Origin of the sequence: Phaeobacter cretensis, assembly GCF_047372505.1 — a bacterium.
Taxonomy (GTDB): domain Bacteria; phylum Pseudomonadota; class Alphaproteobacteria; order Rhodobacterales; family Rhodobacteraceae; genus Phaeobacter; species Phaeobacter cretensis.
The window spans coordinates 633,752-657,528 of record NZ_JBKBEU010000001.1 but is presented as its reverse complement, the minus strand read 5'-3'; the positions used below and the strand labels follow the sequence as shown (position 1 = coordinate 657,528).

The window sequence follows — 23,777 nt, the reverse complement described above, 5'->3', positions numbered from 1 at the left end:
GAGCGTTCCGCGCGCATCCATCTGAAAGGGCAGGGGGATCCTGCTGCAGCGGAGAATGAAGCGAGGGTCTTTATAACGACCCTCATGGGTTCTAAACCCAAAACCACATCCCACATTTAGAGGAGGTTCCCCATGTCGGGAGAAACCAAATCCGCTGCAGAGCTTGCAGTGGAAATGAAAGCCGCGTTTGAAAGTAAATTCGATGCGGTGAAGGAGATCGCAGAGGATGCCCTGGGCAAAGCCAAGGCGGGTGAGAGCCTGAGCCAGTCGATGAAGGAAAAGGCCGATGACGCCCTGACTGAGCTTGGCGGTCTCAAGGGCAGCCTGGAAGAGCTGGAGCAAAAACTCGATCGCTCTGGAGGCGGTGCAGGGGCAGATGTGAAATCTGTTGGCAGCCAGTTTACCGAGAGCGACGAGTTCCAGCGCTTCAAGGACAACCCGCGCAAGAGCGACAGCGCAGAGCTGATGGTCAAGGCGGATCTGACCACCACCACCGGCGGTGCCGGTGGCATGGGCGCGGCTGTGCATTCCAATCATTTGCCTGGCATTGCACCGATGCCGCAGCGCCGAATGACGGTGCGTGGCCTGCTGATGCCGGGGCAGACGGACCAGCCCATCATCGACTATGATCGCGAAACCGGGTTCACCAACAATGCGGATGTGGTTGCTGAGGGCGGTTTGAAGCCGCAGTCGGATTTTGAGATCGAAGAGATCCAGACACGCACTAAGGTCATTGCGCACTGGATCCGGGCTTCCAAACAGACCTTGTCCGATGTGTCGCAGATCCGCTCGATCATCGACAACCGATTGCTGTACGGGCTGTCCTTTAAGGAAGAGCAGCAGTTGCTGTTTGGCGATGGTACGGGCGAAAATCTACATGGCATCATTCCGCAAGCCACGGCCTTTGCGCAACCTGCCGGTTTCCCAGCTGGGACTTCGATTGACAAAGTGCGCTATATGGCGTTGCAGGCGGTGCTGGCTGAATATCCCGCCACCGGTATCGTTATGCACCCTGCGGACTGGGCGTGGATCGAAACCCTGAAGGATGGTGAGGGCCGATATATCATCGGCAACCCGCAGGGCACGTTGTCGCCAACTCTCTGGGGCTTGCCGGTGGTCGCAACCCCAGCCATGGCGCTGGATAAGGTGTTGGTTGGGGCTTTCGATATGGGTGCTCAGATCTTCGATCAGTGGACGTCTCGCATCGAAACTGGCTTTCAGAATGATGATTTCACACGCAACAAGGTGACTGTCCTGGCGGAAGAGCGTCTGGCTCTGGCGGTCTATCGTGATGAATCTTTCATCTATGGCGATTTTGGACGTCAGGCGGACTAACGCCCGTTCTCTCATCAATCGGAGAGGCGGCAGGTCGCCTTTCCCTCTCTCGAAATTGGAGTGACATTTCATGGACTTTACAGTGTTGCGCCCACACTTGGGCGACAAGCCGTATCGGTCTGGCGACGTTCGTTCGGCCAAAGAGGCAACTGTATCTCACTTGGTGGCTAAGGGTGTTCTTACCCCTGTGCGCCAAGGTGAACCAGCGGTTGAAACAGATCTTAAGGCGGTGACTGAACCGGACGGCGACGGGGCGGGCCAGCAGGTTGTGCCGGAACAGAAGGTGACTGCGCCGCCGCAAAATGCAAGCCATGGTTTGGCACCGTCAGAGGCGGCTGGCAAAGCCAAACCCAAAGACTAGCGGGAGCGCGGTGGATGTGGCTAGAGAGGCTTACAGGGCGCGCGGTCGACCTCATCACTTTGGCGGATGCCAAGGACAAACTGCGCATTATTTCACCAGAAGGGGAGGACCCGGAACTGGATGCGGAAATCTCGCGAGCCATCGCCGCCGCATCTGCGGCGCTGGATGTAGACCGGGATGGCTTCGGCGGGTTGGGATTTCCTCTGGTCTCACAAACTTGGGTGCGTAAGGGGGCATGTTTTGACGATCAATTCCTGTGTTTGCCTTTTGCGCGTATCCGCTCAGTTGAGGCTCTGAGTTATCAAACTGAGGCGGGTTCAGTTGAAACAATTCCGGCGGAGCGCTACGCGTTGGTTGGGCGAGGTCGGTTGCGCCAGCTGGTTGCAGTTGGCGGTTATTCGTGGCCATCGGTTGCTGATCGCCCGGATGCTGTGTCGCTAGAGTTTACGGCTGGGTTTGCTTCGGTAGCTGAGGTTCCGGAGGATCTTAAGGCAGCGGCGCGCGAGTTGGTTAAGTTCTACTATGACCAGCCACTTGCGGATGCAGCCAAAGGCGTTCCTGAACAAGTGCAACGTGGCGTTGACCGGCTAACTCTACGATATAGGGCTTTTGCGCTATGATCCGTGTCGCGTTTGACCGGCCGGAAAGGGGCGAACCCGGTGAATATGGTGGCTATGACACCAGTTTTGCCGAAATGCGGACATGTAGGGCAGAAGTGATCTACATGCGCGGGTCAGAGGCTGTAGAGGCTGCACGGCTGCAAGGGCGGGCGGTGTTCAAGGTCAAAATTCGCAAAATGGGAAGTGCAGCAGATATCAACTCGGATTGGCGAATGCGAACTGTTGGCACCGGACTGCCTGACGGAAACGGGCCGGATGATGATCTGCCAGGCGCGCGCTACAACGTGCGCGAAGTGGATGCCCTCTCCGACAAAAAATGGGTTTATCTCATCGTTGAGAGTGCCCTCTTATGACGATGGGAAAACGCTCATGAGATCCGTTTTGAATTTTGCCGGGGTTGATGAAATCGACGATTCCTTGGCCGCACTGCCGCGCGCAGCAAGAAAGCCCGTTATTCGCCGCGCGTTGAAAAAACAGCTTAAACCGGTCGCACGGGAAGCAAACAATCTCTGGGCTGGTGCGGGTCAGGAAGCCTTCGGGGTGTCAGAAAAGCTGCGCCAAAGTCAGCCAAAGGTCAGCCCATCGAACACAGCCGTCACGATGTACGTCGGTTCAACAAATGCCGCACCACATGCTCATCTGATCGAGTTTGGAACTGAGCCGCGATATCACAAGAGCGGCAAATATGTTGGCGCGGTTGCTCCGGCCCCCAGCCTTGGACCGGCTTGGGACGCCCATAAGGATCAAATCTTGAGTGGGATTGCCGAAGAAATCGGCAAGGAAATTGAAGCCACCTTGAACCGTAGCAGCGCGCGGGGTCGATGATGGAAGGTTACCTCCTGCAACTCCTCCAATCGGCTCTGAGTGTTCCGGTTGAATGGGGGAATTTTCGCGATGGGCAGGGCCTGCCGCGCGTGTCATTGACGCGGGTTGGCGGGCGACGTGATCAACATTTGGCCAGCAACGGACCTATGCGGGGGTCTGTCCAGATCGACTGCTGGGGCCGCGATGTAAATGAGAGTATCCCAGTTGAAAAGGATGTGCGGGCAGCGCTTGAGGGCCATTTAGGCGGTCCCCTCCTGAATGTTCAGCTGACTTCAATTCGTGACGGGTTCAGCAATGATCCCGCAGCTGCTGCACGGGTTTCTCTGACGTTTGCGCTGACCTGGCGCGAATAGAACGCCGGTCATCCGGCACTCACAACACTGCAAAAGGACTGTTCCTATGGACACAAAATCAACCGCTCTGGCGGACAGATCAGCTATGGCAGAAGAAAAGGCCCCGCCTTCCAAGCCGTCGCGCGCCACACTTGGCACCAAACCGGAGACACCTGTCACCGTGGTGGAGGGGGTCACGCTGGGCCGCAGCCCGATGCGGGCAAACGAAACCTCGCACCCTGTCGCTAAGTTCAAGGGAACAGAGGTTCCTGAACGCGGTGGCGTTTTGGAATTCAGTCTCGCAAATGGCGTCACTTATCGGGGCATCGTTGCCGATGCAACGCATGTGGACGGTGAAGTCCTCGTTGAGTTCTCAGAGGCTCTTCAACCGAAGCCAGAGTAAGAGGCGCACAGCCTCAACAGGCGTCTAAGACGCAAGTTCCCATACATCAGAAGGAATCAATCACATGGGTTTTCAAACCGGGTCAGGAGTGATCGTTGGCATCTCAAAGACGAAGCCTGCCACTCACGATGCAGCGGGCTTCGATGCTGTTAGCTTCGACGTATTGGGCGAGGTCACCAATGTTGGCGAGTTCGGAAAAGAGTGGGAGACCGTTACGCATAATCCGCTCGCGTTACGCGGCACGAAGAAAGGCAAGGGGACTTACAACAACGGTACGCTGAACCCCACCATCGCTCTCGACAATTCTGATGCCGGTCAGGCCCTGATGAAAGAAGCCTTGGCCAGCGATGATGATTACTACTTCACGATCACGCTTCAGGACGGCTCTGTCTATTACATGGTCGGCCTGGTCATGAAGTTTCGCCCCAATGTGGGTGCGGGTGGTGAGGTCGTCACAGCACCCACCACGATCGAATTGCAACCCGATAAGATCGTCGAAAGCACTGTCTGATCCGTTCTCGCGAACGGTTGGGCCGGGTGGAAAAGTGGTTCATTCCCCCGGCCCCTTTGAACCACCGAGCCAACAAGGAAAATACACATGGATTTCACGAAATTTGACAGCGTTGCAGCTTCAGAGCAGGGCGCGGACTATCATCTCAAATGCGCAGCTACAAGAAAACCGCTCTTTGACAATGACAAAGATCCCTATGCGGATAATGGCAAGCCTTGCCTGATCACCGTGAAGGGCCAGGAGGCCGCGTCGGTACGTGAGCAATCCCGAATGCGTCAAAAAGCCAAGGCACAAGAAAAACCGTCGACAGGCGATGGCGAGGATGATTTTGTCACATTCGATGATCTCCATAACGAGGCGGTAAAGATCATCATCCCCCGGATTATCGGTTTCAAGAATATCCGCAAGGGCAAGAAAGAGATCGGTCTTGAGGATGCGGAATGGCTCCTGAACCTAAACCGGTTGAACGCGCACCCCAATGAGGAAGCCTTTGTCAAACAGCTGAGCGACTTCAGCGCCTCGCGTGCAGGATACCTGGGAAACGCCTCGACCGCCTAAGGCTCTATTCCAGACATCTGGGATTCCTTGCCGCGCGTCCTGAAGAGTGGCAGTCAAATCGTTTCAAGATTTGGCAAAAACATGAACTTGACTTCGGGTTTCCAGACGTAAGCGGGGTGGAGTACCTGTTGGATTTCATGGCACCGGAGATGCTCGGTTGGTGCATCTTCGATCCGATGGGCGGTGCTAGGCCGATTGCATGGTCAGAAATCCGAGCTTTCTCATCGGCGGCGGGGCTGGATCTCGAGCCTTGGGAAGCCCAACAATTGCGCGCTATGAGCGCCGATTATGTGAGCGGGCTTCACCTTGGCAGCGACCCCTTTGTGGTCTCTCCAGCCTATGAGGCCTGTCCGGAAAAAGACCCCGGTATCAAGTACGAGCGCCAGCTCATCAACGACACACTCAAGGCCGGTTTTTCGGCTCTCAAAAGCGCCTCCTGATTGGGGGCGTTTTTTAGTTTCAATGAATGGCATCCAAGGGAGTGATGGCTTTGGCTTACGAAATCGGCGCAGTTCGCGCCTCTGCCTCCTTTGATGCTTCTGGGTTCCACTCAGGCGTTCAATCAACCCGGTCCTCTCTTCGCTCTTTGAGGGGGAGCTTCGATGAAACCTCTCGCGATGCCCTGCGATCGATGGGAGCAATGGAACGTGGTTGGGACACCAATGTCAGTAAGACCAAGGCATCGGTCAAAGATCACACTCTGGCAGTCATGGGATTGGTCCAGGCAAACAGCCGCGGTTCTGCGTCAGCGCGTGCATGGGCTGCTGACCTTGATCGAAATGCCCGTTCCTTCGACAACCTGCGCGCGTCACTTGATCCGGTCTATGCTCAATCCAAGCAATATGAGGCGGTTGTCGAAAAGGTCAAAACTGCTGTCAGTAGTGGTGTGGCCAGTCAGGCCGATGCAAATCGCGTCATGGATCTGGCGGCAACCAAGTATCTTGGTCTGACTTCTGCAGCGGAACGTATGGCTGAGGCCAAAAAGAAGGAAGCTGCCATCACAGCGGCTGCAGCACAGAGCTATCAGCGGCTGCGGTCCAGCATCGATCCGGTTTATGCAAGGAAGAAACAGCTTGAAGCCGCAGTTGAGACCCTGACCGCTGCCCAAAAAGCGGGCGTGATCTCTGATCGTGAGCGCGTTGAAACGCTGCAGCTGCTGAAGCAAAATCTGGCGGCTGTCAGCCCTGCATCATCCGGCGCGCAGAAAGGTGTGAACAAGTTCGGGTACATCGCAAATCAGGTGGGTTTTCAGATTCAGGACGTGTTTGTCTCTGGCCCGATGATCGGCTGGTTTCGGGCGGTTGCGCAGCAGGCTCCTCAAGCTGCCGGTGCTTTCTCAATGCTGGGTGGCAGTATCGGCACTATTGTGCCTTGGCTTGGGACGGCTTTGGCAATTGGTGCCGCGCTGGCACCTACGCTGCTGAATATGGGTGACGCCTCAGAAAAGATGTCTGAGCAGGCAAGATTGAATGCCTCAGCTGTTGATGCGGTAGTGGGCGCGCTTGATGACTACAGCAGATATTCAGAGATCGCCCGCCGTAGCACCGTCGATTTGATCGAGGAGTTTGGTGTCTTCGCTGAAGATGTTCGCCGAACATATGAATATCTGTCCGGTGTATCGGTAAAACGGGCCATGGACGCCCTGAAAACAGATAACTTTGATCTGTTTGCCAACCTCAGTGATGCGGCTTCTGTCATTACCCAGATGGATGATGCGCTGAGCGCGCTTGAGCGCAACAAGGCACTTGGTGCGACCTCTGAACAGGTGCAGATATTCCAAGAGAATTTCGAAGCTTTGGAAGATGAGGCGTATATTGCGGCTCAGGCGATTGGCCTTTTGCCAGAGCAGGTGATGGCCATCAAATCCGGTTTCGATGAGCTGAAAAATGCGCAAGGGTTGGAGGATATCCGACGACAGGCGCAAAACGCACTCGATGTGATCCAGAAAATATACCCTGAAGGTGCTAAGATTCCTTCGGCGTTTACGGCGGCTGCTACTCAGCTGAAAGGTGTCATTCACTCCGCTTCGGCGGCGGTCGCGGAAACCCAGAAGGCGAGTGGGGAGACTTTTAACTGGGCTGCGGCTCTATCGGGTGTGAATGCAGAGGTGAGCGCAATCATGAGATTGCTGTCTGCCATCGGCGGCGGGATCTTGAGCAATGCAGCAAAGCAGACCGAAATTGATGCTCTGCGGGCTGGTCAATCGATCAAAAGCGCAGCGGTTGAAGCCGAGCGCTTTCGCAAAGAGCTGGAGTTTGATGCGCGTCGTGAAAACGCTCAGACTTGGCTGGATAAAATGGTCGTTGATGCGGAAGCCGCTCAGTATGCGCATGGTCTCGCACTTGATGCGACCCTCGATAAAGAGCGCACGGTTGCGCGCGAGAGAGATCGCAATCTCAAGAAGGTTTCGAGCGCCAGTGCCAAGTCGACCAAACAGCTGAAAAAAGAAGCTGCGGCTGTTCGTGCCAGCCTCAGCCCTATTGCGCGATACAATGATGAGTTGGCCGAACTTGCTAAGCTCAAGGGGCTGCTCTCTGATGATGAGATGGCCAAGGCAGTGGCCAACATGAACGTAGAATTGGCAGATTCTCTGCCGCTGGTGGGCGATCTAACCGATACTCTCACAGAAGGTTTGTTCAATGGGTTCAAGGGCACATTGAATAGCATGGGTGATATCTTCAAGCGTTGGCTGATCCAATTGATCAGCACGGCAGCCAAAAACCGGATCATGCTTTCACTTGGCTTCGGCGGCTCGCTTGCTGGAACCGCCGCCTCAGCCGCAGGCGGGCTTGGTGGCGGCGGTGGCATTCTCGGTGGGGGTGGCAGGGGCCTGATCAACATTGGCGCAAATCTGCTCGGGGGCGGTCAGATCGCCCAAGGCATTATGTCTGGACTTGGTGGCGTCTTCACTGGTGGTGGTCTCACATCCAGCTTCGCCAATCTCGGCGGGCTGGTCAGCGGGGCTTCCAGTGGTCTCGGCGCATTTGGTGCAGCGCTACCCGCCCTCGGCATTATCGCAGGCGGTATCGCCATTCTATCCAAAGGCCTCTCGCGTGAATATGACGGGCGCGCCGTACGCGGTTCGCTTGGTCCCGAAGGGTTTGACGGTTTTGAATTTGACTTCTGGGACGGTGGCTTTCTGAGAGGAGACAAACAGGTCAACCACGCCGCGCGGCCTGAAATCCAAAGTATGCTGGATGACGGTGCGTTGGCAGTTCGCAGCAGCGTTGAGGAAATGGCGGCAGCGCTAGGGTTGGCCTCGACAGCTATCGATGACTTCACAGCAGATGGTTTCACGATCTGGCTGACCGGCCCGAATGCAGGGAGTGAAGAACAGATTGCGAAGGCCTTCGAGGACCAGCTGACCCGTCTGGGCGACGGTATGGCGGATCTGGTTTTGGAAACAGAGGATTACGCAAAGGCAGGCGAAGGCGCGTATGACACACTGACACGACTTGGCGGTTCACTGATCACGGCCAATGAGGGCTTTGGCCTGCTGAACCAATCACTGTTCGAGGGCAGTCTCAAGGCGGCTGAAAGCGCTTCAGCACTCATGGACGCCTTTGGCGGTGTTGAGCAGTTCACAACCGGCCTCGGTTCCTACTTCGATCTGATGTTTACCGATGTGGAAAGGCAGGCCAAGCGGCAGGAATATGCGCAGAAAGCCCTTGGTGAGGCGGCAGGAGAATTGAACCTGACCTTGCCGACCACACATGCGGAATTCCGCAACCTGGTCGGTGGCCTTGACCGGACAACCGAAGAGGGGCGTACCGCCTATGTGACGTTGATTGGTCTCGCGGATGAATTCGCCGTTGTGCATGGAAATGCACAAGAGGCGTCGGACGCCCTGGAAGGGGCGGGCGATAGCCTGTCGCAGTTGGAGGCTGAAGCGCAGAAACTCAAAGAGCAAAATATCAGATCTGCTTTGTCTGACCTGAATGCCGCGATCAAGGCTGCAACAGATGATTTGCAAAGCCAGCTCGGTATTGTTGAAGATCGGTTGCGTTTGCGCTTCAAGCGCCTGCAGGTTTCTGTCGGTGTCGAGCGTGAAGCGATCACATCCGCACATGAGCAGCTTATTGGCTCTTTGTCCGGACGTCTGGAGACGCTCGAAGCAGCAGCAGAGGCATCGCGCGCTCTGTTTGAAACTCTGGGTGAGGCGGCTCAATCACGTCGGCGTGTAGATACAGAAGGGGCTGAATGGGAGCGCCGTCGCGCCTTGATGTATGTCCAGGGTGGCGGGTCTGATCCCGAAAAACTATCCAAGGCTCTTGGTGTGTTAGGGGAAGATAACTCCGCTAGTTTCTCCAGCTATGCGGACTATCTGTCTGACTATTACCGCACGTCTAACATCATTTCAGGTCGTGCCGGAGAAGCACGATCCGAGATGTCAGCTGATGAGGCTGCTGTTGATGCGCTGCAGCAGCAAATCGACCTTGCAACGCTGCATCATCAGGAAGAGATGCAGCGCCTCGATCAGATCTTGGAGGACGCCCGCCAAACCTTGGATATGGCTTTGGGGCAGTATGTCGCTGCCATCAAGGTTGAAAATGCAGTTGCGCAATTGACCCATACTGCGGATCGACATGCTCTGGTTTCCGAGCGGGTTGAGGTCCGGATGGCGGAACTTGAAACGATCCGTCTCAGTATGGAGCAACTGGTCGAGGGCGCGCTTGGGGCGGAGAACGGGCTGCCCAGTATCAATCAGGGTGTCCAGAATGTTGTTGGTGCCGTGAACGCCCTGGGCGGTGCTATCGGTCAAATGACAGCTGGGATTGCTGCTGCGACCCGCGCGCAGGCGGAAGCAAACCGTATAGCCCAGACCAAAGCCTTGGAGCGAAAGCATATCGTCACAGAACCTCGCTCAGCCAGTGTTGGCAGTGCGCGAGACGATGGCACCGTGTCGGAATTGCGTGAATTGCGCAAAGAAGTGGTGCGCCTGCGGGAAGGAAATGAAGGCTATCTCGGCCCGATTTCCAAGGCGACCGGAGCGACAGAACGAACCCTGAAGCGAGCAGAACGGGATCGTCAGACAACGAAAGGGGCAGCATGATCATCATCGAGCCTATTGATGTCACAGAGGCAAACATGACCACGGATGTCCCGCTGTCCGAGATCGAATGGACGGCGGGCACCACGCCAGAGGGTGAAGATCGCCGCATCGGCAATGACCTCTATCGCGCGGTGATCGAGACCGCTGATGATCCCGTCACGGGCGTTAATGCGGATCCGCCAACATGGATCCGCATTGGCGTGGTCAATCGGTTTCAGATGTTTGATGAGTTCTACCACTCGCAGACGGTGGCAACTGAGCGGATTGAAGTCACTGTGCAGCCCTCAGAGGTCGTGAACTCTGTCACACTGCTCAATCTCGATGCCCTAGAGGTTCGGGTTCAAATTGAGGATGGGCAGGGCGGCACCATCTACGACGAAACCAAGAGCCTGCTGGATAACAGCCAGGTGGTCGACTACTGGGAATACTTCTTCTCGCCTATTCTGAGACGGCGGGATGTGACCTTCATTGATCTGCCTGCCTATTCGCAGCCGGTGCGCATTTCTGTGATTGGGCCGACCGGCGGTGAGGTCAGGATAGGCGGGGCATTTATTGGCCGTCAGCGGATCATCGGGGAGGCAGTCTATGGCACCCGTCGCGACCTGCTCAACTTCTCGACCAAAGAGCGCGACCAGTTTGGCCGCTTCCAGATCGTGTCACGACACAAGGCCAAGCTGGTCAGCTATGACGTCGCTGTGGAGACACGCAACAACGATTATGTTGCGGATTTTCTTGAGGATGTGGCTGACGTGCCCTGCATCTACATTGGCGATCCGGAACGCGGTGGCACGATAACCTACGGCTATCCGCGCGACTTTGGCTTTCCCTATGAAACCCCATCGATTTCCAAGCTGTCACTAGAAGTGGAGAGCGTGACCTAATGGCCATTAAAACAATTCCAAGTTTTACCAAGGTGCCAAATCGCAGCCAAGCGCCAAGCACCTTTTCAGACGATGTGGACACCTACCACAGCGAGATCCCTGCATTCATCGATGCCAGCAATCAACAGGCGCAGGAGGTCGCCGCAGCGGCAGAGCAGGTGGCCACACAGGCCGCAGCCGTGGCAGAGGCCAGCGCCGCGTTTGAAAGCGGTGTGAACGCGGATCGCTGGGCCGCTGGCGATTACAGCGACGGCGATGCGGTCTGGTCACCCTCGGATGGGCTGACTTACCGCGCCAAGGCCGATTTCAGCTCGGCCATCGATCCCGCCGCAGATCCCGCCAACTGGCACAACCTGAACCCGGTCGCGCAGGCCAAGGACGAAATGGCCCGCCTCGCGCTGGTCTTCGCCGCTCATCGTTAAGGAGAACCCGATGTCGCAATTTCCTGTGTCCAAACGTCTCGCGCTTGATGCGATGGCGACGGTCTACACCGTGCCTGCCGGTCGCTATGCGATGGTCTCACACCTTCAGATCACCCCGATCGATCCCGACAATGAGGTGGACGTCTCAGTGCAATGGCTGGACGCATCGGACGGCGATGCGGTCACGCAGCTTTGTCAGGGTGAGACGATCAAGCCCAACGGTACCGGCCCGATCTACCCGATGGGTGGCACTCTGATCCTCAGTGCAGGCGATCAGGTGCAGGCCGAAGCCTCTACTTCTGGTGACGCGGTGCTGAGCTTCAGCGCCCTGGAGTATGTTCTCTGATGGGCGGTATGATTGGCACCATGCGCGGGGATCGCATGTTGCGGGCCCGTGGGGGTGGAAAAACTCCGGTTGGACCGTTCCAGTTTGGGGTGTCGCCTGGCGCGACCTTCAGCATTGGTAGCAAGATTTCAGCGCTGACGGGTTTGACCGTTTCGCGCGATGGGCTGAACGCCTATGTTTCTGACATTGCTGACGACACTATTCATCGGTTCGCCCTCGCGACTGGCTGGGATGTCTCAAGTGTATCTGACCCAAACGATAGCCTCGCAATGTCTAGCCGCATCGGCAATCTTGTTGGGGTTGAGATTTCTCAGGATGGTTCGAAACTCTACGCCATGGACAGCGGCGTGAATGTGGAACAGTGGAGTCTGGCGGTCCCCTTTGACCTGTCGACCGCATCCTATGATGGATCTGGCGCGATTTCGGGAAACACGGCGTTACGCATCAGCGGGGATGGCTACTGGGCCTATGCAGTATCGCAAGGCGCTAGCATAATCCGGCAATACAGTCTGGGCACCCAATGTGACATGACTACCGCGACGGCTGCGGGAACCTTGCTGACCAGTACGGACCCACTCGTTGATGGGCAGCCATACGACATTCAGTTCTTTGATGAAGGTGCCCGCGCCCTTGTTCTGATTGGCACTGAATTCGCTCTCTATGAATACGTGATTGCCACGCCCTATGACCTGCGTACGGCGATTGCGACCGGCTATCGGCTTCCGGGTATCCGTGAAATCGTCAGCAGCAGTACATTCGTGATGAACCCTGCCAGCAAGGCCACAATTTGGGTCGGCGGATCCAGTGAAACTCTCTATCAATTCAATTTCTGAGGTGACGCAATGACCCTTTACACCAAGGGCGGCAGCTATCCTGCGCCGCTCCCTTTCCGCATTCGTCTGAGCGACGGGCGCAGCCGCACCGATCCGGCCAGCTTTACCGCCGAGGAAATCGCAGATGCGGGCTATATCGCAGCGCCTTCGCAGCCTGATCATGATCCAGCAACCCAGCGCCTAACGTGGGACGGGGCCGCTTGGGGCGTTGAGGATATTCCGGTGCCGGATCCGGTCTATCAGCCGCTGACCAAAATCGGGTTCATGCGGCTGTGCATGTTTCTTGGCGGCATGACCCCCGACATGCTGGTGGCGGCGCGGGAAGCGCCTGAGCTGAAAGCGATGTGGATCATGCTGGATATGGCCGAACAGGTGCAACGGGATGATCCTGAGGTCGCGCCGGGGCTGGCGCTGCTTGCTGGATTGGGTCATCTGCCAAACGGCCCGCAGGCCGTTCTGAATGGCTGGCCAGCCGCCTGATTGGTGCGCCCGCAGCGGGTCGGGCTATCACACCACCAAAGCAATCAGTTGGGAGATCGGCACCAAGGGATCCGGTCTCTTTTTGTACGTGCCGCAGGGGTTTCCCTTTGACGTCTCGATTCCGAGATGGGCCGGGTGGATCTTTGACCGGCACGATCCCCGATATCTGAAAGCCGCAGCGCTGCACGACTACGCAATTCACGTCCTCGGTTGGGGCCGGGTCAGCGCGGCGGCACCCTTTTCCGAAGCCCTCCGCGCCGATGGCGTGGGGCGCATCCGCAGGCTGGCAATGGTGCTGGCCGTCACCATCCACAAATGGAGCTGAAGGGCAATTTTATGAAACTGGAGCTGTTTCAATCCGCGCTGGCAGGCGCGCTTGGTGTGATGTCAGCCATCCTGACCAGCTATGGAACGTCATGGCCGGTTGTGGTTGTCGTCTGTCTGGGCGTTGCAGCGGCGTTGCTGGAGATCGAAAACCTGCGTTGGCGGCCAGCATTGGTCCTCAGCGTCTTTAACCTGATGATCGGCGCGTTGGGCGGGCCGATGGTCGCGGCGTTTCTGGGGGCTAAGTTCGACCTGCAGTTTCCAGCCTTGACGCTGATCATTGCCTTTCTGGTGGCCTATGTGGCGCATGACGCCTTCAGCAAGGCGCGCGGGCCGATCATGGCGCTGATGGTGAAGGTGATCGGCTTGGCCGGAGGGTCGAGCCGATGAATGCCCTCATTGATCTTGTCACCACGATCGCGGGGCCGGTGCTACGGCACCGCGCCCGCTGTGTCGTCTGTTTCCTCAGATCTCGCACCTGGGGCCGGGTGCGCCTGGTGCTGTCAGTCGTGCTTTGGGCGGCGCTGTGTTTCGCCGCGATCGCGATGCAACCAATCCAACATCAGGAGGGGCATTCCCATGAAACTCACCACCCGTGATATTCAGGCCCGATGCGCCGCTCTGGGCTTTCACCCTGGGCCAATAGACGGACGCAAGGGGCCGCGCACCTCTGCGGCCATTCGGGCCGCTCTTGAGGCGCAGAACGGCAGCACCATCACTGATCTGTTTCACAAGAGCGGTTTGCACCGGGTGCATATGCACTGGACCGGTGGAGCCGAGGGCGTCATCGACATGGAGCGCCGCGCCTATAACTCGCTGGTCACGCATGACGGTCAGCGGGTGCAGGGCGTGTTTAAGCCTGAGGCGCAGGCAACCTATGCTGTCGGGCGCGCGGCATCCCATACACGCATGTTCAACCCCGGTGCGATCGGGCACGCAATGGACGCAATGGCGGGCGCAAACGAGCGTCCCTTTGATCGTGGATCCGCGCCGATCACGCCACGCCAGCTTAATACGTTCTGCCGGTGGGCTGCGGAATACAGCGTCCAGTATTGGATTCCGGTCAATGTCTACGGCATGCCGACCCATGCAGAAATCCAGCCGATATTCGGTGTGCGCCAGCGCTGTAAATGGGACGTCACCTGGTTGCCGGGAATGCCTGGACCCGGTGATCCCTTGGTGGTTGGTGAGCGCCTGCGCGACATGATCCGCGAATGCCTGCCTGATGTGAGGGTTGCAGCATGATGCGGTTCATCACCAGTGGGGCCTTAGTTCTCGCGATCGTTTGCGGGTCCGTGGCGGTCTATCTCAATTGGCGAAACGATAGGCTGCAGGTTCAACTGACCGCTGCAGATCTCCGCCTAGATGTGCTGAACCGGAAGCTTGACGATGCCCGGCATGACAAAGCCGTCCTTAGGGCTCACCTAGATCGCATGCAGACGGATCAGCGTGGGCTCGAAACTCAGTTGCAAAACCTTCGGGGAAAGGAGGGATACGATGCGCCTCTGTCTGATTTTCTTGGCGATGTCTATGACGGGCTGTAGCTGGTTATCCCCTGATCCCCAGCCAATCTATATAGAACGGGAAGTGCCTGGTTATCTGGTAACGCCCTGCGATGAGCCGACGAAAGGGCCACGATCAGAGGGGGGGCTTGCTGAACTTGCGATCCGCTGGAAATTCACCGCCGGGTGCAACGCTGACAAGCTCCGAAGCGTGGGCGAGTTGGTTGGGCCGCACTGATTGAAGAAAGCCCCGCCAAGTGGCGGGGCTTTCTTGTCTACTCACTGACGCCCAGGGCCTTTAGTGCGAGGCGGGCGCTGTAGCGGGCGTTTGGGGTCGGCCGCCTTTTGCCATGCGCCTTGGCTTGCCTTCCCCGATGGCAGCGCTAAGAGCGTGCCTGAAAGGACGTACAGGTGGGTTTGGCGGGTGGTTACTTGGTGGCGAGGTCTAGGCCATGCTCTGCCATTAGGGCCTTCAGGCGTTCGACTGCATGTGGATTAAGGGTTAGCGGCCTGCCGCTAGACTTGTTCAATTTCCCATGTTCGATGTCATTCATGGTTTTGCCGCGAGTGTTGTGGTTTCCATTATAGCCCAGGGCGGCTGCAAAATCGGCGCAACTCAATCCCAAAGATTTGCGAGCATCCTTGACAACATCGCCGTACATAGTCGGCACAGAATTGTGCATGCGCTTCACATGCGCGCGGGCTTCCTCAACGGTCTTGAACCAGCCAGACGGGGCAGGCATGCCCTGCAGCCAGATCCGTGCTGCGTCTTCATCCTTCAGCACAGGGGCCTCTACAAGCGCCGCTAATGCCTCTACCAGTTTAGCTGCGGTATCTTGCATAATGATGGCCGGAATGGCCCCCTTTTGGGACATTACGATTGCAACAGGCATATTGCGTTCCTTCTATTTCTGAATTGTTGGGATAGTGACTGGCTCACTTGAGCCAGTCAGGGGGTGTCAGGACAATCATGTGGGGGCGTTTTTCTGTGCCACCGACTAAGACGGAAGACCTGGGGCGGTCGCGCCTGACTTCCTCTGCCCACTCTTTCATCAGGAGTATAGGGGGTTTTCTGGTTGGCTTTTAGCATCGGGCTCTCCTTTATTGTGTGGGATCTCTTATCCCTTGCCGATAACTAGATAATATGGGTTGTGACCCATAAATGCAAGAGCTATTTCCCCACAAAAAAGAAAATCAGCGGAGCGAATGCCCTGCCTTTTGTCATGCGTACCAGCTAGAATATTTTTCTTTTCCGTCCCAGATCAAAGCTGTTACCACCTTGCAGATTCTAACGCTCGGGCGGCTGCCGGACATATCCACCTTTCGGCGGAACGATTTCCCGATCTTGTTCTCCGGGTTCGGGACGCTATTGCCGGACATGACGAGCGATCAATGCCGCAGCCGCACGAGGAAAAGCTGACCTTCGCCGCGAGTTCAGCCGCCAACCATCATCGAATGGAAGGGGGGGCGAACAAAATACCATTTCGCCGCGGCTGCGCGAAGGTCAGCTTTGGAGGTTTTAGTTCCGCCAAAAACGGTCGTTTCTGCCGGTGGCACAAACCCTGTCCCAAAACCTCTTCTGAGCAAACAGTGGGCGACAAAAAGGTAGGGTTACGCAGCGTCGGGGGCCCAAAGTCTGGCAAAAAGTCTGGCGATCAGTTTTATGTAACTTAGTGCGCTCGATGCAACGTTTCGATGGTATATCAAGGTGCACAGATTTTTGTTATAAACCCTGAGGTCGGCTGCCCGCTCGGCCGTAGAGGGGATCGCGTCAACCATATTCATCCAATTTTCGCTTCAAAAACAACTGTTACTGGCTCAAATCCGTTTCCATCCGTAGAAATTGCACCTCCTTCGAGGCGGACAGCTTGATCTAGCAAACTTGTGCCAGCTGGTAAATTGAGACCAATAGGCAAGCTCAAAACTGGTTGAGAAAGTGTCGCCCAAATTTCTCTAATCTCTTTAAGTACTTGTTGTACTACTGGCAAAGACCAGTTCAGGTTCTGCACCCAGACAATGTCGATAGTCATTCCCAACCGTACTTCTTGTCCAACTTGAACAAGTGAGGGGATCGCGTAAGAATCTAATGTATGAGCTGATATCTGCCTTCCACCCATGGAAATTTGATATTCGTGTTCTGTCTTTGTGATCCCAAACTTCATCATGTTTTTTGCAAACTGAAGAAGTGGGTCTTGAATACCCAAACCAAAGGTCTGAGACAGTACTGCGGCACCGTGGGGTATCGTGATTGTAGCACCACCTAGACCGATTGTGCGTCCTTCAAAAAAGCCTTCAATCATCTGGTTAATCGCGCCCGCCGGAATGTTCTGTGTCCAATCTGGAGACGAGACGTATCGAGGTGGGTTGGGCCAGATGGATTTTTTTTCTGAATATCTCAGTAATGGCGAAAACTCATCAACATCTATTCTTGTTGATCTGTCTTCCGTCTTCGGGGCTGTAATATGTCCGAGCATAGTGTCCTCTGAAATTTCCAAAAAACGCGCCGGCGGACCAAGAGTGGTGTTTACCGACATCATTTCTAAGTTTAATCGAAGCGACTGTACATATTGGAACCTTTAAACAAGCTCTTGCTTTTTGGCGAGCCAACTGAACCTAGCATACCTTGCACCCTCCCCTTTCGTACACCCCAATCTTAGCCGACCAGAGGGTGGGATAGTTTCCACTCGTTCAGACTTGGTTTCGGTGGTTCCAATAACGGAAGTTACTGTAAAAGTTACCTTTACGCTGCGGCTTCTATTCGTGTTCACAGCGTACATAATATTCCCAGAGTTGGCAAAACCACACCATTCCCCAAATTCGAGTCTAATGATCGAGGTTTTCTCTGTAGCTGCGCTGTCAGCTGTTCGATGAATGAATTCGTTCATCTCATCTTCGGTCAAGGTCTGTATTTGGCTGTCAGGGCTTTGTTCGTATGAATTTAGTTCTCTAGCAATCGTTTCCAGGTCTTGCTTTGTAGTCATTTCGAGCACCTCTGAGTAAGTCGCACCAAGGTCAGTTGATAGTGTGCTTTTAATTGTTAAATGACAGAAAATTTTCCTCAATGAAAAATTGACACCAAGGAGCGGTGGAGGGTGCAGCTAAACAAAGCCGGTCGTTTTGACACAGGCGTTGCTGTCGCCGCAAGCGTTGAAAATTCTTGTGCCGTAAACCCTTGGTAAAACTCAGTTTGATTCTGCCACGTATTTGGCCGGGGTCGAAGGGGCAGACATTGGTGCAAAGTGCAGCATTCGGTAAAATGGGCTCACTGCCGCCATGCGGCGGTACAACACCGAGAAACCAGCACCAGCCTGCCCTAGGCCAGTTGTGATCGGCTCAAGCCAGCCCAAAGCGGACCTGGCCTGCGCTACCGCAGCATCAGAACCTCCAAGCAGGCGGGGCGGGAAGCAATTATTCGCTACAGGTGCACATTGGAACTTCTTTGAGCGACAAAGCGGACATTCAACGAGGAGCTTTCTCAACGAGTATTGCTGAACGAAGGCTGGAACCGCTTTTCCCGGCGAGTACCAAGCTTTTGAAGGATAGTGCTTGCACACGTCAGGGTGTAGCGCAAATGCTCTTTGCCACTAAATATGGACGAGGCGGCCGAATATTCCTTGTGAGGAATAATCACTTTTGTTACGTGTTGGAAAAAGAAAGCAGGTCGGGCATGAGCGATATCAATGGCAAAGTTGTGGAGATCAGGCGCTCTCAGGACGAGGACGCATCGGCTAAAATCGGCGAAGCACTGCGGCGAATGCGCAAGTTCTCTGGCTTGACCCAAGCCGAAATGGCGCGCCGTCTCGATGTGGGCCAAGCTTCGGTATCTAAGGTGGAAAAAGGTCGATCAGACGTTCATGTTTCGACGATCCAAAAATATGTCGAAGCATTAGGCGGAAAGTTACAAGTTGGCGCAGCATTTGATGCTGACAGCCCTCTCTCGTTGCATGTCCGAGAAGCCTTTGATGTCGAGCCGATTCACGACGATCAGCTCATCTTTCCGATTTTTGCCGATGAAGAGTTCAAGCATCAACGTGACGTAGTCTTGAGTATCCGACCACAATACTCAAGCAAGATCATGACTGGTCAAAAGACTGTAGAACTGCGGCGGCGGTTTCCGGTCTCCGCTCCCAAAGGTACCATAGCTTACATCTACTCGACCTCACCTGAACGAGCTATGGTTGGTATAGCTGAGATTGCTGCGGTCAAGAAGTTGGCAGTCGACGATATTTGGCGCAGCTACTCAAATGTGGCGTTTATTGATCGGCCAGATTTTGACAAGTATTTTGATGGTCTCGAATATGGAATGGCGCTGGAATTTACCAATGTCCGTCCGTTCGATAAACCAATGCCTTTAACCGACCTGCGAAAACGATTTGGTTTCGAACCTCCCCAGTCATTCTTGTACGCCAAACATAATTTGAGAAAGGCCCTTCAAGATGAGCCAGCAATCGTATCTCATTGATACGAATATCCTGATCGGGCTCGAGGATAATCATACAGTTGAAGCGGCTTATTCGCGATTCCACGCACTTGCATCGACCCACAAAGTCGACATTTATGTGCACGAGGCTGCCAAAGATGATTTCGCTCGTGACAATAAGGTAAAGCGGCGAGAAATCTCGCTCAGCAAATTTGATAAGTATCGCCTGTTGAAAAAGCAGCGGGGCTTGGCTAGAGCTGATCTCGAAGCTAATTTTGGCTCACTCAAAAAGCCCAACGATGTTGTGGATGCTACACTTCTACATACCCTTGAACAAGGGGTGGTGGATTTTCTCGTCACTCAGGACAAAGGCCTTCATCAACGCGCCCAAAAACGATCGTCCGATCTGGCGCGACGCGTGCTCTTTATTAGCGACGCAACTGAGTTGCTCATCCAGACCTATGAGCCGAAAGAGGTCCCCATCCGCCACGTCGGCAAGGTGAAAGCTCACGAAATCGACGCAGACGACATTTTTTTTGATAGCCTTCGTGATGGTTATCCGAAGTTCAACGATTGGTGGCGAGAGAAGTGTGTCAAGCAGCATCGTTCGTGCTGGGTGGTCTATGATAGCGAGCAATTGGCCGGGCTGATTGTTCGCAAAGACGAAGACGCGGCAGATACCGATGCCATCACGAAAGCCAGGAAAATCCTAAAGATTTGCACCTTCAAAGTGGGGCCCGAAAGTCGCGGCGTTAAGCTGGGTGAGCTGCTCCTGAAACAGGTTCTTTGGTATGCACAGCGCAACAGATACGACCTCGCATACTTGACTACTTACGAAGATCAGGTCGCATTAATGGAGTTGCTTGAATATTACGGATTTCGAAATGCCGGTAAAAACTCCAACGGCGAGTACATTTACGAACGTGACTTTTCTGCCGACGCGCTAGCACACTTAGAAAGTGAAACTGATTTCGATCAGGCGAGAAAAAACTACCCTCGATTTGTGTTTGATACCGACACCCTCGGCTTCGGAATCCCGATCAAGGAAGACTACCACGACACCCTTTATCCGGACCTTTGGCGCCCACGCCAACCGGATCTATTCTCAGGTGCGTCACGCGCCGAAGGCATAACCCGACCGGGAAATACGATCCGAAAAGTCTATTTGTGTCAGGCGCAATCAAATTTGGGACCTCCAGGTTCAATCCTATTTTTTTACAAGGGCGTTTCAAAAGATTCACCTTCGCAAGCTATAACGGCGCTTGGGATACTGGAAAGTATGACCCTTGCAGGCACCAAGAGAGAGCTGATGCACTTAACCGGCGGTAGGTCGGTATATAGCGAAGTCGAGCTGGAAAAGTGGGAGCAAAAAGTCAAAGAAAAAGGTAGACCAGTCAAGGTTATCAACTACTTGCTCGTTTCATACATCGAACCTGCCATTTCGATCGATGAGTTGAAGACTATGGGTGTCATCGCAAGGCACCCTCAGCAATCGATCTATGGGCTCTCTCACGAGTTGACCAATGGCCTCATAAAACGAACAGAATTGGAATTTGATGTATGAGCCAACGTGTCGTTGCATTTACGGGGATTTCCGGAGTCGGAAAAACTACATTTCTGAGGAAGTTTGCCGAACTGATGGAATTTCAGCATGTCACTGGTGGCAGCCTCATTGCTGCAGCTAAAAATGTCGCTAGGGACGCCCGTGATGACCTGCGCCATGCGGATCTTGATGAGAACCAACGTCTTTTAATCGAGGGATTCACGGTGGCGCGTGACGCAAATGCAGAAGTCATCATACTGGATGGGCATGTTGTCATTGATGATGGAGAACGTCCGACGAAGATTTCGAGCGACGTTTTCAAAGCGCTCGGTGTGATGGCCATGGTCCATCTGGAAACCGATCCAAAGCGCATTGCCAAAAACAGATCTAAAGACTCGGCTCGCTCCCGCCCCAGGTACGACACAGATATACTTAGGCAACATCAAGATATGTCGCGCCAAAATGCCCATTCTATCGCGGAGGAACTCGGCATCAGCTTCTATATAGTTACGCACAATGATGTCGCTCACTTGGCCTCGCTGCTGGAAGGCGCGCCCTTGGATTGAACGGTTCTCTTTACGGCCTGCTTATTCCGCAGTACCGCCGTCTGATCCTAAAGAATGCGGCACACTTCGCGAAGATCCGGTTGTGGCAAGCTACACTGCGGCGTTGCGAACGTTGGCCAAAGTCAGCCAGGGGCCGGTCAGACCGCTCTTGGCGCTTCTTGGACGCGGCTTTGCAAAGTTCACTATCTGCGCCTCGCTGCCCTTGGTGCGGGCCGCAGCATCACCTGAGACAGCTTAGCCCTGCCGAGAGTCCGCTTTCGGGAAAGTGGCCATGGAATTTTGCAGCGGCAGCATCATTGATCCTTGTCGCCATGTCTATGTCCGCTTCGGGCTGAGACCGGACGTCTGCTAGAACAGAGTGCCGAATGGTTCGATCAGCTTCGGTATCCCAATACGCTGGCCGTTTGCGTGGGCCGAACAGAACTGCGCGCGGAGGCATCATTCCTACCAAAATACAATCGAGTCCACGATTTCATCTGTAGTGAATGAGCCCAGAATGACAATTATCTCGATGGAGTCTGCGTTGTTAACGCGCAGCGGATCGTCAAAGTCAAACACCACTCGACCATCGTAGAAACTGGCAAACCGGTCTACCAGCTGCTCAGGCGATAGAAACTGAAAATGCCATAGATCGCGGTTCAGAAAAAGGTTGTCGAAATTCGCGTCAAAATCGCGAATGACGTCACGTCCGAAGTCATTGTTGAAGATGAAATTGTCTGCTCCGCTCCCTCCCCAGAATTGATCGTTTCCATCGTGCCGCCCCCTATCTGTGTTTTTGCCGGTCCAGAAGGAGTCGTCTCCGCGACCGCCGCGCTGAGTGTCATTACCTATTCCGCCACGAAAAACATCGTCACCCCGTCCCCCGATGAGCAGGTCGTGCCCCTTACCGCCGCGCAATTGATCGTCGCCATCACCACCTTCTAGTCGATCTCTACCGCTTCCGCCACGAAGGTTGTCATCTCCTGGGCCACCGTAGAGCCGGTCGTTCCCACCATATCCGAAGAGAGAATCGGCTTCTCGCTTTCCTATGAACACATCCTGCAGATAACCACCGTGAAGGATGTCGCGCCCGACCGTTCCAGTGATTGAGTATTTTTCAAAACCGTCAACATCAAAAAACGCGCTGTGCAGCGTGGTGTTGAGGAATGTGACCGCAACCGAAGTGTCTGTTTGTGCGTGGAATTGTACTGTTCTAGGGGTAAATCCGAGATAGTCGCTATGATAGTTCAATATTAACCAATCTACTCCGGGACCTCCTGTAAGATCTTCCAATAGGTATCCCGCATTCGTTCTAGTTGCCGCAACTGGCATTTGCTGCCCCCCAAGATTGCTAAAACTGAAAGCACAGTATTGACGGTCGTAAGTTCTGTCATTTTTTATCTATCTAGTGGTAGTGCTAGAACAGCGTGCCAAGTGGCTCGATCAGCTCCGGCCCATCGTCGTCGCGTCCAAAGGGGGAAACCTTGTGCGCTCTCATGCGCCCGTCCCAAACGGTTCCTAGGCGCTGCTCTTCGGCACTCTCAAGATTGCCTGATAGCCATGGGTGGACCTGATCATCCGCAAGTATCACCGGAGAGCGTGCGTGTATCTCGCTGATCTGCGGCAACGCTGATCGCGTCAGAATAGTGCATGTGTGCAGATCATCGCTTAGGCGTGAATAGAGCCCAGCGAAGAACAGGGCCGGGGCGTTGCTATCGGTGGTGATCCACCAAGGTTGTTTGTTGCCTCTCGGTCCTGTCCATTCGTAGTAGCCTGCTGCCGGGATGATGCAGCGCCGTGACTTCCATGCGTTGCGAAAACTTGGCAGGCTGGCCGCGGTCTCAATCTTCGCGTTGAAGGTGGTGCGTTTCCAGTCCTTTACATCGCCGCGATGCCAGCTTGGCACTAACCACCAGCGGGCTGTCGTGCTGAACAGCTGGTCTGCATTCAGATAGGCGATGTCCACCAGCTGGGTGGGCTTTACATTCCAGCTCGCAGATAGCTCAATAGCATTCGGATCGCGCACTGGTATAGGTGGGCCGAGAAAACGGCGCTCCAGCTCGTACAGCTGTCGCCACGTAAGATCTGGCCTGCCCAGTCTTCCGCACATGAACGATGCTCCTCTTGCCAAAGGGGGTCAGTGCAATACGATAAGCCGACGCTTTAATTTTGCAATACGTTCGCTTTATGTTCTCACCTTGTAAGGGGGATGTTCAGATGCCAAACGTCATGCATATGTGGTGCGTCTGCGGTCATGTCGGTACGATAAAGGTGCCCTACAGGGTGGATCACGCACCTCTTTGCGCCCGTGCGCGCTGCTTGGTCTGTGGCCGCTTGGGGCAGATTGAAGACATACGCCTTGGCTGGACCGATGATGCGTCATGGGAGCTAGAAAAACGTACCAAAGATAGTGGATTGAGCGAGGGCGACAAGCAGAACCTGCCATCCTGAGATCACCTGTGTTTCGCGCAAGATCCGTGTCC

29 protein-coding genes are annotated in these 23,777 nt (G+C 54.9%); 25 read left to right on the top strand and 4 right to left on the bottom strand.

Translation table 11 applies throughout. The features are described 5' to 3' along the window. The first annotated feature begins 132 nt into the window (after positions 1 to 132). The 21 genes from ACEWZM_RS03210 (at position 133) to lysC (ending at position 15,024) form a co-directional block, all read left to right on the top strand. Positions 133 to 1,335, top strand: a complete 1,203-nt coding sequence (locus ACEWZM_RS03210) for a phage major capsid protein (RefSeq protein ID WP_414005074.1) — start codon at positions 133 to 135, stop codon at positions 1,333 to 1,335. 70 nt (positions 1,336 to 1,405) lie between these two features. After that, positions 1,406 to 1,696, top strand: a complete 291-nt coding sequence (locus ACEWZM_RS03205) for a hypothetical protein (RefSeq protein WP_414005073.1) — start codon at positions 1,406 to 1,408, stop codon at positions 1,694 to 1,696. Positions 1,697 to 1,710: 14 nt separating this feature from the next. Continuing rightward, positions 1,711 to 2,316: a head-tail connector protein gene (locus ACEWZM_RS03200; RefSeq protein WP_414005072.1), complete on the top strand. Its 606-nt coding sequence runs from the start codon at positions 1,711 to 1,713 to the stop codon at positions 2,314 to 2,316. Further along, complete coding sequence (locus ACEWZM_RS03195; protein WP_414005071.1) at positions 2,313 to 2,669, top strand: head-tail adaptor protein; 357 nt, start codon at positions 2,313 to 2,315, stop codon at positions 2,667 to 2,669. Before ACEWZM_RS03200 ends, ACEWZM_RS03195 begins: the two co-directional genes overlap by 4 nt. Before the next feature lie 16 nt (positions 2,670 to 2,685). Then, positions 2,686 to 3,141 (top strand): hypothetical protein, encoded by a 456-nt coding sequence (locus ACEWZM_RS03190; RefSeq protein ID WP_414005070.1) that lies wholly within the window; start codon positions 2,686 to 2,688, stop codon positions 3,139 to 3,141. Then, positions 3,141 to 3,494 carry a hypothetical protein gene (locus tag ACEWZM_RS03185; protein ID WP_414005069.1) on the top strand — a complete coding sequence of 118 codons (354 nt, stop codon included), beginning with the start codon at positions 3,141 to 3,143 and terminating at the stop codon, positions 3,492 to 3,494. The genes ACEWZM_RS03190 and ACEWZM_RS03185 overlap by 1 nt, the downstream gene beginning before the upstream one ends. Before the next feature lie 46 nt (positions 3,495 to 3,540). Then, positions 3,541 to 3,876 carry a hypothetical protein gene (locus tag ACEWZM_RS03180; protein ID WP_414005068.1) on the top strand — a complete coding sequence of 112 codons (336 nt, stop codon included), beginning with the start codon at positions 3,541 to 3,543 and terminating at the stop codon, positions 3,874 to 3,876. A 64-nt stretch (positions 3,877 to 3,940) separates the two neighbouring features. Further along, positions 3,941 to 4,387: a hypothetical protein gene (locus ACEWZM_RS03175; RefSeq protein ID WP_414005067.1), complete on the top strand. Its 447-nt coding sequence runs from the start codon at positions 3,941 to 3,943 to the stop codon at positions 4,385 to 4,387. A gap of 87 nt (positions 4,388 to 4,474) precedes the next feature. Next, entirely contained in the window at positions 4,475 to 4,945 is a 471-nt protein-coding gene (locus ACEWZM_RS03170) for a hypothetical protein (protein ID WP_414005066.1), read from the top strand. Between the two features lie 137 nt (positions 4,946 to 5,082). Further along, on the top strand, positions 5,083 to 5,385 hold the full coding sequence (locus ACEWZM_RS03165; protein ID WP_081497221.1) for a hypothetical protein: 303 nt from the start codon (positions 5,083 to 5,085) through the stop codon (positions 5,383 to 5,385). Positions 5,386 to 5,411: 26 nt separating this feature from the next. Next, positions 5,412 to 9,998, top strand: a complete 4,587-nt coding sequence (locus tag ACEWZM_RS03160; RefSeq protein ID WP_414005065.1) for a hypothetical protein — start codon at positions 5,412 to 5,414, stop codon at positions 9,996 to 9,998. Beyond that, positions 9,995 to 10,879, top strand: a complete 885-nt coding sequence (locus ACEWZM_RS03155; protein ID WP_414005064.1) for a hypothetical protein — start codon at positions 9,995 to 9,997, stop codon at positions 10,877 to 10,879. Before ACEWZM_RS03160 ends, ACEWZM_RS03155 begins: the two co-directional genes overlap by 4 nt. Then, positions 10,879 to 11,301: a hypothetical protein gene (locus ACEWZM_RS03150; RefSeq protein ID WP_414005063.1), complete on the top strand. Its 423-nt coding sequence runs from the start codon at positions 10,879 to 10,881 to the stop codon at positions 11,299 to 11,301. The genes ACEWZM_RS03155 and ACEWZM_RS03150 overlap by 1 nt, the downstream gene beginning before the upstream one ends. Before the next feature lie 10 nt (positions 11,302 to 11,311). Next, positions 11,312 to 11,647: a hypothetical protein gene (locus ACEWZM_RS03145; RefSeq protein WP_414005062.1), complete on the top strand. Its 336-nt coding sequence runs from the start codon at positions 11,312 to 11,314 to the stop codon at positions 11,645 to 11,647. Further along, entirely contained in the window at positions 11,647 to 12,480 is an 834-nt protein-coding gene (locus ACEWZM_RS03140) for a YncE family protein (protein ID WP_414005061.1), read from the top strand. Before ACEWZM_RS03145 ends, ACEWZM_RS03140 begins: the two co-directional genes overlap by 1 nt. Positions 12,481 to 12,489: 9 nt before the next feature. Beyond that, positions 12,490 to 12,960, top strand: coding sequence for a hypothetical protein (locus ACEWZM_RS03135; RefSeq protein WP_414005060.1), 471 nt, complete (start codon positions 12,490 to 12,492; stop codon positions 12,958 to 12,960). Further along, positions 12,941 to 13,285 carry a DUF1353 domain-containing protein gene (locus tag ACEWZM_RS03130; protein WP_414005059.1) on the top strand — a complete coding sequence of 115 codons (345 nt, stop codon included), beginning with the start codon at positions 12,941 to 12,943 and terminating at the stop codon, positions 13,283 to 13,285. The genes ACEWZM_RS03135 and ACEWZM_RS03130 overlap by 20 nt, the downstream gene beginning before the upstream one ends. Positions 13,286 to 13,296: 11 nt before the next feature. Next, entirely contained in the window at positions 13,297 to 13,674 is a 378-nt protein-coding gene (locus tag ACEWZM_RS03125; protein WP_414005058.1) for a hypothetical protein, read from the top strand. A 189-nt stretch (positions 13,675 to 13,863) separates the two neighbouring features. Then, entirely contained in the window at positions 13,864 to 14,529 is a 666-nt protein-coding gene (locus ACEWZM_RS03120) for a peptidoglycan-binding domain-containing protein (RefSeq protein WP_414005057.1), read from the top strand. Beyond that, positions 14,526 to 14,828, top strand: a complete 303-nt coding sequence (locus ACEWZM_RS03115) for a hypothetical protein (RefSeq protein ID WP_414005056.1) — start codon at positions 14,526 to 14,528, stop codon at positions 14,826 to 14,828. Before ACEWZM_RS03120 ends, ACEWZM_RS03115 begins: the two co-directional genes overlap by 4 nt. Beyond that, positions 14,782 to 15,024, top strand: coding sequence for an Rz1-like lysis system protein LysC (gene lysC / locus ACEWZM_RS20875; protein WP_462046775.1), 243 nt, complete (start codon positions 14,782 to 14,784; stop codon positions 15,022 to 15,024). The genes ACEWZM_RS03115 and lysC overlap by 47 nt, the downstream gene beginning before the upstream one ends. Before the next feature lie 190 nt (positions 15,025 to 15,214). On the opposite strand, the gene ACEWZM_RS03110 is transcribed toward lysC, so the two are convergent. Both ACEWZM_RS03110 and ACEWZM_RS03105 read right to left on the bottom strand, forming a co-directional pair. After that, positions 15,215 to 15,679: a helix-turn-helix domain-containing protein gene (locus ACEWZM_RS03110; protein ID WP_414005055.1), complete on the bottom strand. Its 465-nt coding sequence runs from the start codon at positions 15,677 to 15,679 to the stop codon at positions 15,215 to 15,217. A gap of 888 nt (positions 15,680 to 16,567) precedes the next feature. Further along, entirely contained in the window at positions 16,568 to 17,323 is a 756-nt protein-coding gene (locus tag ACEWZM_RS03105) for a hypothetical protein (protein WP_414005054.1), read from the bottom strand. Between the two features lie 1,130 nt (positions 17,324 to 18,453). On the opposite strand from ACEWZM_RS03105, the gene ACEWZM_RS03100 reads away from it, so the two are divergent. The 3 genes from ACEWZM_RS03100 to ACEWZM_RS03090 are packed head-to-tail and all read left to right on the top strand — an operon-like array spanning position 18,454 to position 21,315. Further along, positions 18,454 to 19,248 carry a helix-turn-helix domain-containing protein gene (locus ACEWZM_RS03100; RefSeq protein WP_414005053.1) on the top strand — a complete coding sequence of 265 codons (795 nt, stop codon included), beginning with the start codon at positions 18,454 to 18,456 and terminating at the stop codon, positions 19,246 to 19,248. Beyond that, positions 19,223 to 20,770, top strand: coding sequence for a GNAT family N-acetyltransferase (locus ACEWZM_RS03095; protein WP_414005052.1), 1,548 nt, complete (start codon positions 19,223 to 19,225; stop codon positions 20,768 to 20,770). The genes ACEWZM_RS03100 and ACEWZM_RS03095 overlap by 26 nt, the downstream gene beginning before the upstream one ends. Then, positions 20,767 to 21,315 (top strand): AAA family ATPase, encoded by a 549-nt coding sequence (locus tag ACEWZM_RS03090; RefSeq protein WP_414005051.1) that lies wholly within the window; start codon positions 20,767 to 20,769, stop codon positions 21,313 to 21,315. The genes ACEWZM_RS03095 and ACEWZM_RS03090 overlap by 4 nt, the downstream gene beginning before the upstream one ends. A gap of 444 nt (positions 21,316 to 21,759) precedes the next feature. Here the strand turns inward: ACEWZM_RS03090 and ACEWZM_RS03085 are convergent, their stop codons facing one another. Both ACEWZM_RS03085 and ACEWZM_RS03080 read right to left on the bottom strand, forming a co-directional pair. Continuing rightward, positions 21,760 to 22,587 carry a calcium-binding protein gene (locus ACEWZM_RS03085; protein WP_414005050.1) on the bottom strand — a complete coding sequence of 276 codons (828 nt, stop codon included), beginning with the start codon at positions 22,585 to 22,587 and terminating at the stop codon, positions 21,760 to 21,762. Positions 22,588 to 22,711: 124 nt separating this feature from the next. Next, complete coding sequence (locus tag ACEWZM_RS03080; protein WP_414005049.1) at positions 22,712 to 23,404, bottom strand: SOS response-associated peptidase; 693 nt, start codon at positions 23,402 to 23,404, stop codon at positions 22,712 to 22,714. Between the two features lie 107 nt (positions 23,405 to 23,511). Between ACEWZM_RS03080 and ACEWZM_RS03075 the strand changes: the two genes are divergently transcribed. Continuing rightward, complete coding sequence (locus tag ACEWZM_RS03075) at positions 23,512 to 23,745, top strand: hypothetical protein (RefSeq protein ID WP_414005048.1); 234 nt, start codon at positions 23,512 to 23,514, stop codon at positions 23,743 to 23,745. Positions 23,746 to 23,777 lie beyond the last annotated feature (32 nt).